This window comes from Micromonospora chalcea, from assembly GCF_028768405.1.
Classification (GTDB): Bacteria; Actinomycetota; Actinomycetes; order Mycobacteriales; family Micromonosporaceae; genus Micromonospora; species Micromonospora chalcea.
The window spans coordinates 3,014,396-3,031,663 of the sequence record NZ_CP118233.1 but is presented as its reverse complement, the minus strand read 5'-3'; the positions used below and the strand labels follow the sequence as shown (position 1 = coordinate 3,031,663).

The window sequence follows — 17,268 nt, the reverse complement described above, 5'->3', positions numbered from 1 at the left end:
CCCGTCAGGAGGCGTTGATGCTCATCGACTGCGACACCTGCGGCAACCGTGGCGCCGGCTGCTCCGGCTGCCTGGTGACCGCACTGCTCGACTCCGACCCGGCCGACCTCGGCCCGGCCGAGCACCGGGCGATCGAGGTGTTCGCGCGGGCCGGGTTCGAGGTCGAGGTGCTACCACCCCCCGCGCCCGCGGAGGCGCTGGCGCCGATGCCCCGCCGCCCCGGCCGTCGCCGCCGGGTCGCCTGACGCTGCCCGCCGCTCGCCGCCCGCCGCCCGCCGCCCGCCGCCCGCCGGCTTCCGCCTGCCGCTGAAGGAACGCTGCCCCGGGGTGCTCAGGCCGGCCGCGGGATCACCCCGTCCACCGCATGTCGATCGGGCCCGGGCCGCCGTCTGCCGCGTCGGCCCACCCTGGCATGCGCTGCTCCTCGATCCCCCGAGTCTGGATCCAGCCACATCTGACCCTCCTTCTCGTCCCCGCCCCGGCAAGGGCCGTCGATCTTGGAGTTGTGGTGCCCAGGATGTCCGAGTAGCCACGTTTGTTAGCCGCCACAACTCCAAGATCGGCGCGCGGGGCGGGCTGGGGCCGCGCGGGGGCGGGGCGGGGCCGCGGGGCGGGGCCGCGGGGCGGGCACGGTCTCGCTTGCGTGGCCGGGCAATAGGATGAGCGGTCACGGCGGGAGGGGGCGGGATGACGCGGACCGGGCACGACGGCGGGGTGGAGCGGTGACCCCGCGCGCGTGGGCCCTGCTGACCCTGGCCGGCCTGGCGGTGGCGCTGCTCGTGGCGGTGGCGCTTCTGGTGCCGTGGAGCCGGCCGCCCGCGCCCCGAGCCGACCAGCTCGCGGCGCTGCGTGACCTTCCGGCCGAACAGGTGACCCGGGGCCGCGCGTTCCACGGCGCGCTGCGCCCGGCGGCCTGGTCGGCGCTGGCGGTCGGGCTGGTGGTGGCGTTGCTGCTCGGCCTGACCCCGCTGGGCGGACGCCTGGTCGAACTGGCCGGCCGGCCCTTCGGCGGGCACTGGATCGCGCAGGCGGTGCTCGGCGGGCTGGCCGTCATGTTCCTCGCCGACCTGCTCACCCTGCCGTTCGCGGCCTGGCGGCGCACCGTGCTGGTCCGCTACGGGCTGAGCACCCAGAGCTGGGGCGGCTGGGCGGTCGACCTGCTCAAGTCGTACGCGGTCAGCGCCGTGATCGGCGCGCTGGTGCTGCTCGGCTTCTACACCGTGGTCCGGCTGGCCCCGCGCTGGTGGTGGGCGTTCGGCGCGGCCGGCGCGGCGGCGCTGGTGGTGGTGCTGTCGTTCGTGCTGCCGGTGCTCGTCGAGCCGGTGTTCAACAGGTTCACGCCGATGGAGCCGGGCCCGCTGCGCAGCGAGCTGACCGCGATGGCGGCCCGGGACGGCGTACCGGTGCGCGACGTGCTCGTCGCCGACGCGTCGCGGCGCACCCGGGCGGTGAACGCGTACGTCTCCGGGCTCGGCCCGACGCGGCGGGTGGTGGTCTACGACACGCTGCTGCGCGAGGCGGAGCCGGCCGAGGTGACGAGCGTGGTCGCCCACGAGCTGGGCCACGCCAAGGACCGGGACGTGTGGACCGGCACGCTGCTCGGCGCGCTCGGCGCCGCCGCCGCGGTGGTGGCGCTCTACCTGATCGGCTCCTGGACGCCGCTGCTGCGGCTCGCCGGCGTCGACTCGATCGCCCAGCCGCGGGCGTTCCCGCTGCTGATCGCGCTGGTCACGGTCGCCGGCCTGCTCACCACGCCGGTGCAGGCGCTGGTCTCCCGCCGGATCGAGGCCCGCGCCGACGCCCACGCGCTGGCGCTCACCGGCGACCCGGCGACGTTCGAGGCGATGCAGCGCCGGCTGGCCGGGGTGAACCTGGCCGACCCCGACCCGCCGCGCTGGGAGCACCTCTGGTCGGCGACCCACCCGTCCACCGTGGAGCGGATGGCCGCCGCCCGCGCCTATGCCAGGGAGTCCGGCCGATGAGCCGCACCTTGCTGATCACCAACGACTTCCCGCCGCGCCCCGGTGGCATCCAGTCCTTCGTGCACAACCTCGCGGTGCGACAGCAGCCCGGCTCGGTGGTGGTCTACGCGTCGAGCTGGCGCGGGGCGGAGAAGTTCGACGCCGACCAGCCGTTCGAGGTGGTGCGGGAACGTACCCGGGTGCTGCTGCCCACGCCGCTGATCGCGCGGCGGGCGGCGCGGCTGGCCCGCGCGTACGACTGCGACACGGTCTGGTTCGGCGCGGCGGCCCCGCTGGGGCTGCTCGCGGCGGGCCTGCGGCGGCGGTCCGGGATCCGCCGGGCCGTGGCGCTGACCCACGGACACGAGGTCGGATGGGCAGCGCTGCCCGGCGCCCGCTCGGCCCTGCGCCGGATCGGCCGGGGCGTGGACGTGACCACCTACCTCGGCGAGTACACCCGGACGCGGCTGGCGCGCGTGCTGGACGGGCTGACCGAGCTGCGGCGGCTCGCGCCCGGCGTGGACGTGGACACCTACCACCCGGACGTCGACGGCACGAAGGTCCGCGAACGGCTCGGGCTGGCCGACCGGCCGGTGGTGGTGTGCGTGTCGCGGCTGGTGCCCCGCAAGGGCCAGGACATGCTGATCCGCGCGCTGCCGGAGATCCGCCGCCGGGTGCCCGGCGCCGCGCTGCTGGTGGTCGGCGGCGGGCCGTACCGCTCGACGCTGGAGAAGCTGGCCCGGCAGAGCGGACTGGAACAGGACGTGGTGTTCACCGGTTCGGTGCCGTCGGCCGACCTGCCCGCCCACTACGCGGCCGGTGACGTGTACGCGATGCCCTGCCGCACCCGTAACCGGGGCTTGGACGTGGAGGGCCTCGGGATCGTCTACCTGGAGGCGGGCGCCACCGGGCTGCCGGTGGTGGCCGGCGACTCCGGGGGCGCGCCGGACGCGGTCCGCGACGGCGAGACCGGGTACGTGGTCGGCGGCCGGGACGTGGCCCAGCTCGCCGACCGGGTGGCCACGCTGCTCGCCGACCGGGACCTGGCCCGGCAGTTCGGCGCCGCCGGCCGGGCGTGGGTGGAACGGGAGTGGCGCTGGGAGACGCAGGCGCAGCGGATGGCCGCGGTGCTGGCCGGCTGACCGCCGCCCCCGACCCGCAAGCGGCTCCGGCACGACGGCCGAGCCGCCTCAGGAGACGGCTTCGACGTGCACGGGCACCCGGCCCAGGTGCGGCGCCGCCGGGCCGGGGCGGCCGAAGTGCCAGCCCTGCCCGGCGTCGCAGCCGATCGCGCGCAGCCGGTCCGCCTGGTCGGCCGTCTCCACGCCCTCGGCGGTGACGGTCAGGTCCAGCGCGTGCGCCAGCGACACGAGCGAGGCGAGGATCCGCTCGTCGGTGCCGCTGTCCGGCGCGCGCAGGCCGGTGACGAACTCACCGGCCACCTTCAGCTCGTCGACCGGCAGGTCCCGCAGGTACGCGAGGTTGCAGTAGCCGGTGCCGAAGTCGTCGATGGCGACCCGGACCCCCAGGTCACCGAGCACCCGCAGCGCCCGCACCGGCTCGACCACGGTGCTCATCATGGTGCTCTCGGTGATCTCCAGTTGCAGCCGGCGCGGCGGCAGGCCGGTGCGGCCGAGCACGCCGCGTACCTCGGGCACCAGGTCGGCCCGGTGCAACTGGCGTACGGCGAGGTTGACGCTGACGAACGGCGCGTCGCCGTCGACCGCCGACCAGGTGCCCGCCTCGCGGCACGCCTCGGCCAGCACCCAGCTGCCGAGCGGGACGATCAGCCCGGTCTCCTCGGCCAGCGGGATGAAGCTGTCCGGCCGCAGCACGCCCAGTTCGGGGTGGCGCCAGCGGACCAGCGCCTCCATGCCGAGGACCCGCCCGTCGCGCAGGGACGTCAGCGGCTGGTAGTCGAGGTAGAACTCGCCCCGGTCCAGGGCGGCGGGGATGGCCGCGGACAGCGCGTACCGGGCCAGGTCGCGGCGGTTGCGGTCGGCGTCGAACAGCGACCAGCGGGCCCCGCCCGCGGCCTTGGCCCAGTGCAGCGTGCTGTCGGCCGCGCGCATCAGCTCCATCGGGGAGGTGCCCGCGACCGGGCGCTCCACGATGCCGATGCTCGCCGAGACGGTCAGCTCGTGGCCGTCGACCAGCGCCGGCTCGCGTACCGCGGCCAGCGCCGCCTCGGCGACCTGCACCGCGTCGTCGGTGCCGGTCGTGCGCTCGATCAGGATCACGAACTCGTCGCCGCCGAGCCGGGCCACCAGATGCTCGCCGAGCGCCTCGTGCAGCCGCTGCGCCACCGCGACCAGCAACGAGTCGCCGACCTGGTGGCCGAGGGAGTCGTTGACGACCTTGAACCGGTCCAGGTCCAGGAAGCAGACGCCGACCCGGTCGGCGCCCCGGTTGATCGCGGCGGCCAGCCGCTCGGTGAACAGCGTGCGGTTGGGCAGGCCGGTGAGCGGGTCGTGGGTGGCCTGGTGCCGGAACCGGGCCTCGCTGTCGCGCAGCGCCCGTTCCGCCTGCGCACGGGCCATCATGGCGGCCCGGCGGATGGACTCCTGCTCGTCGAGCGTGCGGTCGCGCAGCGCGCGGGCGTACCCGGTGGCGACGGTGGCGAGCAGCCGGGCCATCCGGTCCTCGACGTCGTCCACGACCAGGTCGAGGTCGCGGACCAGGCGCAGCTGGATCACCTCGACGGTGCGGCCCAGCCCTTCGGCGGAGGCGATGTGCGCCTGCACCAGCTCCGCGCCGACCTGCTGGCCGATCCGCAGGTCGAACGGCTCGGCACGCAGCGCCTGGGCCAGCCGTTCGGTGAGCCGTTGCAGCATCTCCTCCAGCTGCGACTGGGTCATCGGCAGGTAGCTGGTGCCGGACACCGCCTTGGCCCAGGCCCGGGCGAACACGCCGGGCCTGCTGCGGGCCGCGTCGTCACCCACCGAGCCGCCCGACCCCGCCCATGAACACGGCCCGCTCGGCGTTCTCGGCCTGGTCGGGGGAGTCCGGCCGCCACTGCGGCACCCACACCACACCCGGGTCGACCAGTTCGAAGCCGTCGAACAGCGCGGTCAGCTCGGCCCGGCTGCGGATCCAGAGCTGGCTGTCGGTGCGCCGGTAGACCCGCTCCGCCTCGGCCCGCTCGCCGGTGCCGTCGCGGCCCTCCTCGCTGGCCTGGGAGAGCACCAGGTGGCTGCCGGGCGCCAGTGCTCCGCGCAGCGTCCGTAGGATCTCCTCGGGGCGGTCGCTGTCCGGGATGAAGTGCAGCACCGCCACGATCATCACCGCGACCGGACGGCTGAAGTCCAGCAGCCGGGTGACCTCCGGATGGGTCAGGATCGCCTCCGGGCGGCGCAGGTCCTCCTGGAGCACGGTGGCGTGCTCGTTGCCGGCCAGGATCTCCTGGCTGTGCGCCACCGCCACCGGGTCCACGTCGACGTAGACGACGCGCGACTGCCCGTCGATCCGCTGGGCGATCTCGTGCACGTTGCCGACGGTGGGGATGCCGGAGCCGATGTCGAGGAACTGGCGGACGCCGGCCTGGGCGAGGTACTGCACGGCCCGGCGCAGGAACGCGCGGTTGGCCTGGGCCATCAGTGGCGCCTCCGGCACCGCCTCCACCATCGCGCGGGCGGCCGCCCGGTCGGCGGCGAAGTTGTGCGAGCCGCCGAGGTAGTAGTCGTACATGCGGGCGACGCTGGGGCGTTCGATGTCGATCGTCTCGGGTGCCCAGTCCGGCCGCTGCATGTCCTGCCCCTCGGGTGTCGACGGCGCGCGGTGGTCACCGCCGCGCGGATCACCCGGGTATTCTGCCCCTCCGCCGTCGTGGTGCAAAGACCGTCGTCGCTATGCGTCCGGCCGTTCACCGTACGCGGTCAGCCGCACCCACGACGCCGGAGAGGCCCGCGTCCGCGGTGGACGGGGCCTCTTCCGGCGGTGTGCCTCAGAACTTGGGCGCGTCCGGTGCCTCGAGCAGGCCCAGCCGCAGCGCGGTCATCAGCGCCTGGGCCCGGTTGGCGGCGCCCAGCTTCTCGTAGAGCTTGGAGATGTGGGTCTTGGCGGTCGACTCGCTGACGAACAGCTGCTTGGCGATGCCCGCCACGCTCATGCCGTCGGCGAGCAGCCGCAGCACCTGGCCCTCACGGGGGGACAGCTGCGGGCCGGACGGGGCCAGCCGGCGCTTCATCGCCTCGGCCAGGTCGGCGGCGGTGAACGCGCTGGGGGAGGAGGCGGCGTGCCGGGCGGCGGCGACCACCTCGTCGGCCGGCGCGGTCTTCGGCACGAACGCGCTCGCGCCGGCTTCCAGGGCGCCGAAGAGCTGGTCGTCGCCGGCGTACATGGTCAGCACGACGATGCCCATCGACGCGCTGGACTTGCGCAGGGCGCGGGTGGCCTCCAGGCCGCTGCCGTCGGGCAGGCGAAGGTCCATGATCACCACGTCGGGCTGGAGCGCGCCGGCCTGGCGCACGCCCTCCGCGGCGGTGGCGGCCTCGCCCACGACCTCGAACTGACGGTCACGCTCGAACGCGTGACGAAGACCCTTACGGATGAGGTCGTGGTCGTCGACTAGGAGAACCTTGGTACGGGTGGCCGGTGTCGGACTGCTGGTCATCCTCGGGTTACTCCCCTTCTGCTGCTGCGGCGCTGCCGCGCACCTTATCGCGCCGGGGCGACGAGCCGAGCACCACGGCCACTGTCGTCCCACTGGGTCGACGTGGCCTGATCTCCAACCGGCCTCGGATACGTTCCGCCCTCTCGGCCATGATCGCAAGGCCATAGTGCCCGTCCGGGCGCTGGTCACCGATGCCGTGACCGTCATCCGACACTTCGATTCGGGTGTACGGGGGATCCACCTCGCACGTGACCCACAGATTCGACGCGCCGGCGTGCTTACGGGCGTTCGTCACCGCCTCCTGCGCGATGCGCAGCAACTCGGCCTCGGTCGCGGCCGGCAGCCGGGCGGTGGACTCGTCGAGTGACAGGTGCACCCGCAGGCCGCCGGAGGCGCCGACGGTGCGGGCGTACTCGGCGATGGCGGCGGCCAGGCCACCGTGCCGGTCCACCTCGCTGCGCAGCTCGAACAGGCTCAGCCGCAGCTCGGTGATCACCCGGGTCACCTCCTGGCGCAGCGTGCGCAGCGAGTCGGCGGTCTCGTCGGCGTCCTCGTGCACGGTGGCCAGGGCGTTGTCGATGCCGTACCCGACCATGACCAGTTCCTGGGCGACCCCGTCGTGGATCTCCCGGGCCAGCCGCTGCCGCTCCTCGTTGGTCGCCAGCGAGCGCACCTCGTCGAAGAGCAGCGCCGCCTCCAGCCGCAGCGCCGCCGGGCCGGTCAGCGCCGTCACCCGGGACACCACCGGCGGCGGGTACGCGGCGGCGGTGTCCGCCTCGATCACCACCAGGCCGACCGTGCGTACGCCGGCCACCAGCGGCACGATCAGCGCGGAGACCTCGCCGGAGTGCCGGGACCGGGCCTGCGACCGGGACGAGACGGTCGGCTGCTGGCTGGCCCAGGCGTCGGCGATGGCCGAGTCGGCGTCGAGCGTGGTCTCCCAGTCGACCCGGTCCGCGCCGATCTGGGCCAGCACCACCAGCCGGCCGCCGCCGCTGGCGGAGAGCACCGCGCCCCGGTCGGTCTTCGCCACCACCCGCAGCTCCTCCAGCAGGTGCTCGGAGATGCCGCCCGGGTCGAGCGTGGCGCCGGGCAGCTGGCGGGCGACGGTACGCAGCTGGGTGAGCAGCCGGGTCGCCTCGGCGTACGGCTGGGGTTTGCCCTCGCCGCGGACCCGCATCACGCGCTGGAGCGTGCCGGCGGTGTAGAGGCCGAGACCGGCCAGGATCAGCCACTGGGCGCAGACCGCCAGGTAGCCGACCTGACCGAGCTGCGCGCCGCCGTCGACCCGGGTGAACGCGGCGCTCGCCACGAGCGTCGCCGCCGCCACCGCGAGCAGCGCGGCGCCCTCGCGGAACCGGCGGCTCAGCGCGGTCACGGTGACCGGCACCGCGAGGTACGGCAGCACCGCCGAGGCGCCAACGCCCCCGGTGACACCGGTGAGGTGGGTGTCGGCGGCGACCTGGCTGGCGGCCAGCCCGAGCACCACCACCTCGGCGAACCTGCTGATCGGGGTGAGCAGCCGGTGCTGTGGGGCGAGCACGGCGGGCAGCCCCGCGACGCCCAGCAGGGCGATCCACCAGAGCTGGGCGGCGTCGCGGGTGGCGAACAGGGTCAGGGCGGCGACCAGCGCGAGGAGGACCGCGCGGGCCGCGACCGCGAGGGGCTGCGTCTGCGGCTGGCCGGATGTGGAGGCGGGCACGTGACGGATCGTAGTCAGCGTTGGTAGATCTCCGCGATCTCCGAGGCGTACGTCTTGTGCACGACCTGCCGCTTGACCTTCAGCGACGGGGTCAGCTCACCGGTGGTCTCGGTGAAGTCCTGCGGCAGGATCCGGAACACCTTGATCGCCTCGGCCTTGGAGACCGCCTGGTTGGCCTGGTCGATCGCGCCCTGCACCTCGGCGCGCAGCGTCGCGTCCTCGCGCAGCTCGGCGATGCTCGTGGTCTCCGGGCGGCCCTGCGCGGCGAGCCACTTCGGCAGCGCCTCCTCGTCGATGGTGACGAGCGCGGCGATGAACGGCTGCCGGTCGCCGACCACCACGCACTGGCTGATCAGCGGGTGCGCCCGGACCTGGTCCTCCAGCACCGCCGGGGCGACGTTCTTGCCGCCGGCGGTCACGATGATCTCCTTCTTGCGGCCGGTGATGCTCAGGTAGCCGTCCTCGTCGAGGTGCCCGAGGTCGCCGGTGCGGAACCAGCCGTCGGCGCTGATCGCCTCGGCGGTGGCCGCCTCGTTGTGCCAGTAGCCCTGGAAGACGATGTCGCCGGCGATGAGGACCTCGCCGTCGTCCTCGATCCGGATGGTGACGCCGGGCAGCGGGCGGCCGACGGTGCCGATCCGGGTGCCGGTGGGCAGGTTCGCGGCGGCGGCCGGGGAGGTCTCGGTCAGGCCGTACCCCTCGCAGATGGTCACCCCGATGCCGCGGAAGAAGTGCCCGAGGCGCGCGCCCAGCGGCGCGCCGCCGGAGATGGCGTCGCGGCACCGGCCGCCCATCGCCGCCCGCAGCTTGCGGTAGACCAGCTTGTCGAAGAGGGCGTGCTGCGCGCGCAGGCCCAGGCCGGGACCGCCGGGCAGCTCCTGCGCCTCGCTCCAGGCGATGGCGACCTTCTCCGCCCGGTCGAAGATCTTGCCCTTCCCCTCGGACTCGGCCTTCTGCCGCGCGCCGTTGTAGACCTTCTCGAAGACCCGGGGTACGGAGAGCACGAACGTCGGCTTGACGTCCTGCAGCTCGGCGACCAGGTTCTTGGTGTCCGCGCAGTGCGCCATGGTGGCCCGGGCGTGCACCACGCCGACCTGGATGAGCCGGGCGAAGGCGTGCGCGAGCGGCAGGAACAGCAGCGTCGAGGCGCCCGGGCGGAACAGGTTCGGCAGCACCGGCACCGCGTTGGCGATGTCGGTGTAGATGTTGCGGTGGGTCAGCACGCAGCCCTTCGGCCGGCCGGTGGTGCCGCTGGTGTAGATGATCGTGGCGACGTCGCCGGCCTTGAGCATGGAACGGCGCGTCTCGACCTCGGCCGGGTCCACCGCCTCGCCGGCGGTGACCAGGTCGTCCACCGCGCCCAGCTCGATCTGCCAGACCTCGCGCAGCTCGGGCAGCCGGTCCCGGACGCCGGCGACCAGGGTGGCGTGCGCGGTGCTCTCCACCACCACGGCGACGGCGCCGGAGTCGCCGAGGATCCAGGCGGCCTGCTCGGCGCTGGAGGTCTCGTAGATCGGCACGGTGACCGCGCCGGCGGCCCAGATCGCGTAGTCGAACAGGGTCCACTCGTAGCGGGTGCGGCTCATCAGGCCGACCCGGTCGCCGGGGGAGACGCCCGCCGCGATCAGGCCCCGGGCCACCGCGACCACCTCGTCGCGGAACTGCCGGCAGGTCACCTCCTCGCGCGCCGTCCCCGCGCCGGGACGGACGAACTGCACGGTGTCCGGGGCGACCTCGGCGTTTTCCCAGACCGGGTCGGTCAGGTTGGCCGCGTCGCCGACGGTGACGATCGGCGGGACGGAGAACTCGCGCACCTGCACTCCCTCGTGCTCTACCGGCGGGGGCCGGCCTGGTCGGCTCTGTCGAAACCTACCCGCACACCCCGGGGGGTCGGCCAGGGAGGTTGGCCGACCGGCTGGTGGGAGGCCCGTCGGCGGGTGGAGCGGCGCCGGGCGGGACGCGGCCGGGTAGCCTCCCCCCATGGCGGACTCCTCCACCCAGTCGATCATCATCGGCGCGTCACCGGATCGGGTGGCGGCCGTCATCTGCGACTTCCCCAGTTACCCCGAGTGGACCGAGGCGGTACGCGAGGCCGAGGTGATCGAGGAGTACGAGGACGGCTATGCCAGCCAGGTCCGGTTCACCCTCGACGCGGGCGTGCTGGCCGACGAGTACGTGCTGGCCTACGAGTACGCCGAGGACATCTCCCGGATCGAGTGGCGCCTGGTCGCCCCGTCGAAGATGCAGCGGTCCCAGCGCGGGTCGTACGACCTGGTGGGCAACCCGGACGGGACGACCACGGTGACCTACACCCTGGAGGTGGAGCTGTCCGTGGCGATGCTCGGCATGTTCCGCCGCAAGGCCGAGAAAATGATCATGGATACGGCGTTGAAGCAGCTCAAGCGCCGGGTAGAAGCACCCGGTGCGGCGCACTGACCCGACCGTCCCGACCGTCCCGGTAGTCACGCTGGAGGAGCCGAACCATGGGCACCACTGATCCGGGTTCGGCCCGGGAAGAGGCCGAGCGCCTCGTCGCCACCCTGCTCGCCGGCGCGAAGATGGCCGCCGCGGCGCCCGGCTCCGGCGCCTGGGGTCCGCTCGGTGGGATCCTCTCCGGTGTCCTCGGTCACACCCCGCCCGGCGCCGGGCCCGCTCCGGAGGCGCCCGCGCCCGCCGGTTTCGCCACCGGCTCGCCGGAATGCTGTGTCTGCCCCGTCTGTCGCGGTATCGCCGCGTTGCGCGACCCGAGTCCGGAATTCGCCGAGCGGCTCGCCACCGGCGCCGGGGACCTGGCGGCCGGCGTGGCGAGCCTGCTGCGCGCGTTCACCCCCGCCGAGCCGGAGCGAACCGCCGACGACGGCACCGCCGCGGCGGACGGATCCGGGGACCACGTGTGGCGCGAGGCGACCCGTACCGGGCATGATTCTCAGCCGGCACCCGAGCAGGACGTGTGGTCCGCCGCCACCCGGGGGGAGGGCGCGGCCGATTCGGGTGCCGCCGCCGACGCCGCCGGGCCGCCGGAGCCGGCGACGAGCCGGCCACCGGCCGGCCGTCCCGTGGTGCCCGCCTCGCGGGCGTCCGGAGAGGTGGGCGCGGACGCACCAGGCGACGGGGCCTGACCACCGGACATCCCGGGACCGTACGGCTGGTTCGGCCGGTCCCCGGGCAGCACAGCAGAGGGGAGTGGCAGCGGTGACGCTGACCATCGGAGTCGACGTCGGTGGCACGAAGGTGGCCGGCGGTGTCGTGGACGACGCCGGCACGGTACTCGTGCAGACGCGACGGGACACCCCCGCCGACGACGTGGCCAAGACCCGCGACGTCATCATCGAGGTGGTCACCGAACTGGCCGCCGGGCACGCCGTCGAGGCGGTCGGCATCGGCGCCGCCGGCTGGATCGACGCCTCCCGCTCCACCGTGCTGTTCGCCCCGAACCTGGCCTGGCGGGACGAGCCGCTGCGCACGTACGTCGGGGACGCCACCGGCCTGCCGGTGATCGTGGAGAACGACGGGAACGTGGCCGCGTGGGCGGAGTTCCGCTACGGCGCGGCCCGCGACGCCGACGACTCGATGGTCATGTTCACCATCGGCACCGGCGTCGGCGGCGGCATCGTGCTCGGCGGCGGCCTGGTCCGCGGCGCCAACGGCATCGCCGCCGAGCTGGGGCACATGCTCACCGTGCCGGACGGCCACCAGTGCGGCTGCGGCCGGCTGGGCTGCATCGAGCAGTACGCCAGCGGCAGCGCCCTGGTCCGCTTCGCCCGCGCCGCCGCCCGGCAGGAGCCGCACCGGGCCACCGCGCTGCTGGAGCTGGCCGACGGCGAGGCCGAGTCGATCACCGGCCCGATGGTGACCGCCGCGGCCAAGGGCGGCGACCCGGTCTCCACCGAGGCGTTCGCCCAGGTCGGCCGCTGGCTCGGCACCAGCCTCGCGGACATGGCGCAGATCCTCGACCCGCAGGTGCTGGTGGTGGGCGGCGGCGTGATCGACGCCGGTGACCTGCTGCTCGGCCCGACCCGCCGGTCGTTCGCCGAGGCGCTGGCCCAGCGCAGCCGCCTGCCCGTCGCCGAGGTACGCCCGGCCGAGCTGGGCAACACCGCAGGTGTGATCGGCGCCGCCGACCTGGCCCGGCGGATCTGACATGACGGACTCGGGTGTGCCGCTGCGGGTGCTGTCGTACAACGTCCACGGCCAGCGGGACGACACTGCCGCGCTGGCCGAGGTGGTCCGGGGCGCGGAGCCGGACGTGGTGATCGTCCAGGAGGGACCGCGCCGGTTCCGGTGGCGGCAGAAGTGCGCCGCGCTCGCCGAGTCGTTCGGCATGGTGGTGGCGGCCGGTGGCCTGCCGTCGCTGGGCAACGTGCTGCTGACCAGCCTGCGGGTGCGGGTCACCGACACCAGCTGCCAGCGCTATCCGCTGACGCCGGGGCGGCACATGCGCGGCGCCGCGTACGCGCGCTGCCGGGTCGGCGGCGTCGACGTGCTGCTGGCCGGCTCGCACCTGTCCACCGACCCGGCCGAGCGGCCCGCGCAGGCGGCCGCGTTCAAGCGGGAGCTGGCCGCGTCGACGCTGCCCGTGGTGGCCGGCGCGGACCTCAACGAGGGCCCGGACGGGCCGGCCTGGCGGACGGTCGCCGAGGGGCTCACCGACGCGGCGCTGGCCGCCGACCGGGCCGACCGGCACACGTTCTCCTGCGCCGACCCGCGCCGCCGCATCGACGCGCTGTTCGTCGACCCCCGGATCACAGTGGTCGACTACGACGTGGTGGACACGCCGCTGACCCGCCGCGCCAGCGACCACTTCCCGGTCCTGGTGGACCTGCTGCTGCCCACCGCCTGACGGCCGCGGACCGCCGGCCGTGACGCACGGTCACGGACCCGGCGGCCGGCAGGACAACCGCTTCGCCGCCTTTGCTCTGCCGTCACATGCGCATCAGTTACCCGTCGTGATCGGCGGCCGCCTCCCGGCCGGCCGGCCGAGAGGCGTCAGGCCAGTTCCCGCCGGTGCCGCGTCCGTGGCGGCAGAGCAAAGGGCGCACGAGGTACGCCTCCGGCGCGGCCGGTCCATTCACGCTCGGTGACCGGGCCCGTGGTGACGCTGTGTCAAGCGAGTCGAGCGGGTGGGCGGCGGCGAAATCGGTGGCTGGACAACCGCTGGCATTCTCGGCAGGATTTCGCGGTGTCCTCCTCCACCGACCCCGGCCACCCCGATCCGGACTCCACGGTCGCATCGAGCCGTGCCGAACGCCCGGTCTCCGACCGGGGTGACACGGTCTGCGTCATCGGCGCCGGCGCCAGCGGCCTGACCGCCGTCAAGAACCTCCGCGAGGCCGGCTTCGGCGTGGACTGCTACGAGCGGGAGACAGGCGTCGGCGGCGCCTGGAACTGGCGGCACGACCGCAGCCCGGTGTACGCCAGCACGCACCTGATCTCGTCCCGGCCGTTCACCCAGTTCCCCGACTTCCCGATGCCGGACGACTGGCCGGACTACCCGCACCACAGCCAGCTGCTGTCCTACTTCGAGCGGTACGCCGACCACTTCGACCTGCGCCAGCACGTCTGGTTCGGCACCGAGGTGGTCCGGGTCGAGCCGGTCGAGGGGGACCGGTGGGACGTGACCACGCGCAGCACCGGCGGCTACGGCCCCGAACGCACCTCCCGGTACGCCGCCGTGGTGCTCGCCAACGGGCACAACTGGTCGCCGAAGCTGCCCCGCTACGAAGGGCTGGAGCAGTTCCGGGGCGAGGTCATGCACGCCTCGTCCTACAAGGACCCGGCGCAGCTGCGCGGCAAGCGGGTGCTGGTGGTGGGCGCCGGCAACACCGGCTGCGACATCGCGGTCGAGGCGGCCCAGCAGGCGTCGCACTGCTGGCACTCCACCCGGCGCGGCTACTGGTACGCCCCGAAGTACGTCCTCGGCCGCCCCGCCGACCAGGTCAACGACACGCTGCTGGCGCTGCGGGTGCCACTGCGGGTACGGCAGTGGCTCTACCACTGGACGCTGCGGCTGACCGTCGGCGACCTGACCCGGTTCGGCATGCCCGAGCCCGACCACCGCGTCTACGAGACGCACCCGATCGCCAACAGCCAGCTCGTCTACTACGTCGGGCACGGCGAGGTCACGCCGGTGCCGGACGTGGCCCGGTTCGACGACCGCGCGGTCGAGCTGACCGACGGCCGGCGCATCGACCCGGAGCTGGTCGTCTTCGCCACCGGCTACCTGCCGCGCTTCGAGTTCCTCAAGGGACAGGTGCTCGGCGACGAGGACGGGTCCGGGCGGCCCCGGCTGTGGCTCAACGCGTTCACCGCCGGGTATCCCACGCTCGCCGTGGTCGGCCTGGTGCAGCCGGACTCCGGCATCTTCCCCATCTCGCACTGGCAGAGCGTGCTGTTCGCCCGGCTGCTCACGCTGCGCGCCACCCGGCCGGAGCGGGCCGCCGCGTTCGAACGCAAGGTCCGCGCGGGCCTCGGCGAGCGGTACTCGGCCAAGGTCAAGGACAGCACCCGGCACTGGTTCGAGGTCGGGCACGCCGACTACCTGCGTGCGCTCCAGCGGGCGCTGCACGAGCTGGAGGGTGTCAAATGACGGTTGAGCGTGTGCGGGTGGTCCGGTCCTGGGAGTGGGCCCGGCCGGAGCGGCCCGCCCGCCGGGAGGTTCTCGCCGCCGTACCCGAGCGGGAGGAGGCGAAGCCGCCGCTGCTGTTCGTGCCCGGCTTCGGCCACGGCGCGTGGGCGTTCGCCGAGCACTGGCTGGGGCACGCCGCCGGTCGCGGCTTCCCGGCGTACGCGCTGAGCCTGCGCGGGCACGGCGGCAGCGAGCCGGCGCCGGAGGCGACGCTGCGCTCGTACACCCATGACGTGACGCAGGTGGCGGCGAGCCTGCCGCGGCAGGCGGTGCTGGTGGGGCACGGCGCCGGCGCCCGGGTCGTGGCGCACGCGCTGGCCCGCTACCCGGCGCGGGCCGCGGTGCTGGTGGCGCCGGTGCTCGGCGGCTGGGCGACGTTCGGCACGGCGTTGCGGCGCAATCCGGCCGGGACCCTGCCGGCGGTCTTCGGCGCCGGGCTGCGGCTGCACCGGCGGCAGCTGTTCAGCCGGGAGCTGCCCGACGCCGACGCCCGGCGGCACCTGGCCCGGCTGGGCCGGGCCGGGCGGCGGGCGCAGTGGCAGCTGCTGACCGGCCGGGGGCCGGAGCCGGCGGTGGGCCGGCCACCGGTGCTGGTGCTGGGCAGCCCGGACGACCGGGTCGTGCCGGCGTCCGCGCTGATCCGGGCCGCCCAGCGGTACGCCTCCGCGCCGCTGCTCTTCCCCGGCATGGGGCACGACCTGATGCTCGACGCCCGCTGGCGGGAGCCGATCGACGCGATCCTGGACTGGCTGGACAAGGACCCGGCGTCCGCGGCGGGGTGAGCGCCGGGGCGCCGGCTCAGCGGGTTGCGGCGCGGCGGCCGGCGAGCGACCCGCTCTCCTCCAGCGCGCTCAGGTAGGACGCCGCCCAGGCGTGGATGTCGTTGCGCGCCAGATGGTCGCGCATCGCGCGCATCCGCGCCGACACGTCCTCCGGGCCGGCCCGCAGCGCGGCCAGCAGCCCCTGCTTGAGGCCGTCGAGGTCGTGCGGGTTGACCAGGTACGCCTGCTCCAGCTCGGAGGCGGCGCCGGCGAACTCGCTGAGCAGCAGCGCGCCGGTGCCGTCGACCCGGGCCGCCACGTACTCCTTCGCGACCAGGTTCATCCCGTCGCGCAGCGGCGTCACCGCCATCACGTCCGCGACGCGGTAGAGCGCGACCAGCTCGGCCCGGTCGAACGGCTGGGAGAGGTAGTGGATCGCCGGCTCGCCGACCCGGCCGAACTCGCCGTTGATCCGCCCGACCTGGTGCTCGACCCGGTCCCGCAGGATCTGGTACTGCGCCACCCGGTCGCGGCTGGGCACCGCCACCTGCACCAGCACGGTGTCGCGGACCTTGATGTCGCCGCTGGCGAGCAGCTCGCGGTACGCCTTGAGCCGCTGCTCGATGCCCTTCGTGTAGTCCATCCGGTCGACGCTGAGGATCACCTGCTCCGGCTGGCCCAGGTCCTGCCGCAGCCGGCGGGCCCGCTCGGCGACCTCCGGGCGGGCCGCGAGCGCGGACATCTCGGCGGTGTCGATGGCGACCGGGAAGGCGCCGATGCGCACCACCCGGCCGTCGACGCCGATCCGCCGGTCGGTGGCGGGCAGGCCGAGCACCTTGGTGGCGAGCTGGGCGAAGTTGTGCGCGGCCTGGGCCCGCTGGAAGCCGATCAGGTCGGCGCCGAGCATGCCGCGCAGCAGCTCGGCGCGGCGCGGCAACTGCATGAACAGCTCCGGCGGCGGGAACGGCACGTGCAGGAAGAAGCCGATCCGCAGGTCCGGTCGCAGGTCGCGGAGCAGGCCGGGCACCAGCTGGAGGTGGTAGTCCTGCACCCAGACCAGGCCGCCGGGCTCGGCCGTCTCGGCCGCGGCCTCGGCGAAGCGCTGGTTGACCCGCTGGTACGCCTCCCACCACCGGCGGTGGTACTCCGGCTGTTCGACGGCGTCGTGGTAGAGCGGCCAGAGGGTGGCGTTGGCGAAGCCCTCGTAGTGGTCGCGGAAGTCCTCGGCGCTCAACGGGACGGTGTGCATCCGGACGCCGTCCACGTCCGGCAGCGCGGGGGCGGGACCGGTGCCGCCGGCCCAGCCGACCCAGGTGGCGGGCGTCTGCCGCAGCAGCGGGTGCAGGGCGCTCACCAGGCCGCCGGGGCTGCGGCGCCACTCGAAGGCGCCGTCGGGCGCCACACTGTCGTCGATGGGGAGGCGGTTGGCCACCACCACCAGGGGGCTCTGTCGCATCGGGCATTCCGCTCAGCAGGGGACCGGCGACCCGGAAGAGACGCAAGCCGGACAGCCGGTGCGGGACGTGACGTTCAGCCTATTCCTACTGACTGTAAGTTACACGCTTGTTACGTCCCGGCCCAGGGGCGAGCGGCGTCCCGCCATCCGG

15 protein-coding genes are annotated in these 17,268 nt (G+C 74.4%); 9 read left to right on the top strand and 6 right to left on the bottom strand.

From position 1 onward, the window contains the following. The first annotated feature begins 17 nt into the window (after positions 1–17). The 3 genes from PVK74_RS12910 to PVK74_RS12900 all read left to right on the top strand — a co-directional run bounded on the left by PVK74_RS12910 (position 18) and on the right by PVK74_RS12900 (position 3,103). The gene (locus tag PVK74_RS12910; RefSeq protein WP_043329386.1) at positions 18–245 is read left to right on the top strand and encodes a hypothetical protein; all 228 of its coding nucleotides are present in this window, start codon (positions 18–20) and stop codon (positions 243–245) included. A 477-nt stretch (positions 246–722) separates the two neighbouring features. Beyond that, positions 723–1,982 (top strand): M48 family metallopeptidase, encoded by a 1,260-nt coding sequence (locus tag PVK74_RS12905; RefSeq protein ID WP_069088999.1) that lies wholly within the window; start codon positions 723–725, stop codon positions 1,980–1,982. Next, positions 1,979–3,103 (top strand): glycosyltransferase family 4 protein, encoded by a 1,125-nt coding sequence (locus PVK74_RS12900; protein WP_274479119.1) that lies wholly within the window; start codon positions 1,979–1,981, stop codon positions 3,101–3,103. The genes PVK74_RS12905 and PVK74_RS12900 overlap by 4 nt, the downstream gene beginning before the upstream one ends. Before the next feature lie 48 nt (positions 3,104–3,151). On the opposite strand, the gene PVK74_RS12895 is transcribed toward PVK74_RS12900, so the two are convergent. The 5 genes from PVK74_RS12895 to PVK74_RS12875 all read right to left on the bottom strand — a co-directional run bounded on the left by PVK74_RS12895 (position 3,152) and on the right by PVK74_RS12875 (position 10,089). Continuing rightward, positions 3,152–4,819, bottom strand: coding sequence for a putative bifunctional diguanylate cyclase/phosphodiesterase (locus tag PVK74_RS12895; protein WP_205797365.1), 1,668 nt, complete (start codon positions 4,817–4,819; stop codon positions 3,152–3,154). A 76-nt stretch (positions 4,820–4,895) separates the two neighbouring features. After that, the gene (locus PVK74_RS12890; RefSeq protein ID WP_043329389.1) at positions 4,896–5,708 is read right to left on the bottom strand and encodes an SAM-dependent methyltransferase; all 813 of its coding nucleotides are present in this window, start codon (positions 5,706–5,708) and stop codon (positions 4,896–4,898) included. A gap of 196 nt (positions 5,709–5,904) precedes the next feature. Then, positions 5,905–6,573: a response regulator transcription factor gene (locus PVK74_RS12885; protein ID WP_013287678.1), complete on the bottom strand. Its 669-nt coding sequence runs from the start codon at positions 6,571–6,573 to the stop codon at positions 5,905–5,907. 7 nt (positions 6,574–6,580) lie between these two features. Then, on the bottom strand, positions 6,581–8,275 hold the full coding sequence (locus PVK74_RS12880; RefSeq protein ID WP_043329391.1) for a sensor histidine kinase: 1,695 nt from the start codon (positions 8,273–8,275) through the stop codon (positions 6,581–6,583). Between the two features lie 14 nt (positions 8,276–8,289). Continuing rightward, entirely contained in the window at positions 8,290–10,089 is a 1,800-nt protein-coding gene (locus PVK74_RS12875) for an AMP-dependent synthetase/ligase (protein ID WP_064446408.1), read from the bottom strand. Positions 10,090–10,255: 166 nt separating this feature from the next. On the opposite strand from PVK74_RS12875, the gene PVK74_RS12870 reads away from it, so the two are divergent. The 6 genes from PVK74_RS12870 to PVK74_RS12845 all read left to right on the top strand — a co-directional run bounded on the left by PVK74_RS12870 (position 10,256) and on the right by PVK74_RS12845 (position 15,682). Then, positions 10,256–10,711, top strand: a complete 456-nt coding sequence (locus PVK74_RS12870) for an SRPBCC family protein (protein WP_043329393.1) — start codon at positions 10,256–10,258, stop codon at positions 10,709–10,711. A 47-nt stretch (positions 10,712–10,758) separates the two neighbouring features. Next, positions 10,759–11,394, top strand: coding sequence for a hypothetical protein (locus PVK74_RS12865; protein ID WP_274479118.1), 636 nt, complete (start codon positions 10,759–10,761; stop codon positions 11,392–11,394). Between the two features lie 73 nt (positions 11,395–11,467). Continuing rightward, positions 11,468–12,415, top strand: coding sequence for an ROK family glucokinase (locus PVK74_RS12860; protein WP_030500161.1), 948 nt, complete (start codon positions 11,468–11,470; stop codon positions 12,413–12,415). Between the two features lies 1 nt (position 12,416). Further along, on the top strand, positions 12,417–13,115 hold the full coding sequence (locus tag PVK74_RS12855; protein ID WP_166456603.1) for an endonuclease/exonuclease/phosphatase family protein: 699 nt from the start codon (positions 12,417–12,419) through the stop codon (positions 13,113–13,115). Between the two features lie 339 nt (positions 13,116–13,454). Beyond that, positions 13,455–14,861, top strand: a complete 1,407-nt coding sequence (locus PVK74_RS12850; RefSeq protein WP_043329402.1) for a flavin-containing monooxygenase — start codon at positions 13,455–13,457, stop codon at positions 14,859–14,861. Then, complete coding sequence (locus tag PVK74_RS12845; RefSeq protein WP_069089002.1) at positions 14,858–15,682, top strand: alpha/beta hydrolase; 825 nt, start codon at positions 14,858–14,860, stop codon at positions 15,680–15,682. The genes PVK74_RS12850 and PVK74_RS12845 overlap by 4 nt, the downstream gene beginning before the upstream one ends. Before the next feature lie 16 nt (positions 15,683–15,698). On the opposite strand, the gene PVK74_RS12840 is transcribed toward PVK74_RS12845, so the two are convergent. Then, entirely contained in the window at positions 15,699–17,117 is a 1,419-nt protein-coding gene (locus tag PVK74_RS12840) for an alpha,alpha-trehalose-phosphate synthase (UDP-forming) (protein WP_043329406.1), read from the bottom strand. Between the last annotated feature and the right edge of the window lie 151 nt (positions 17,118–17,268).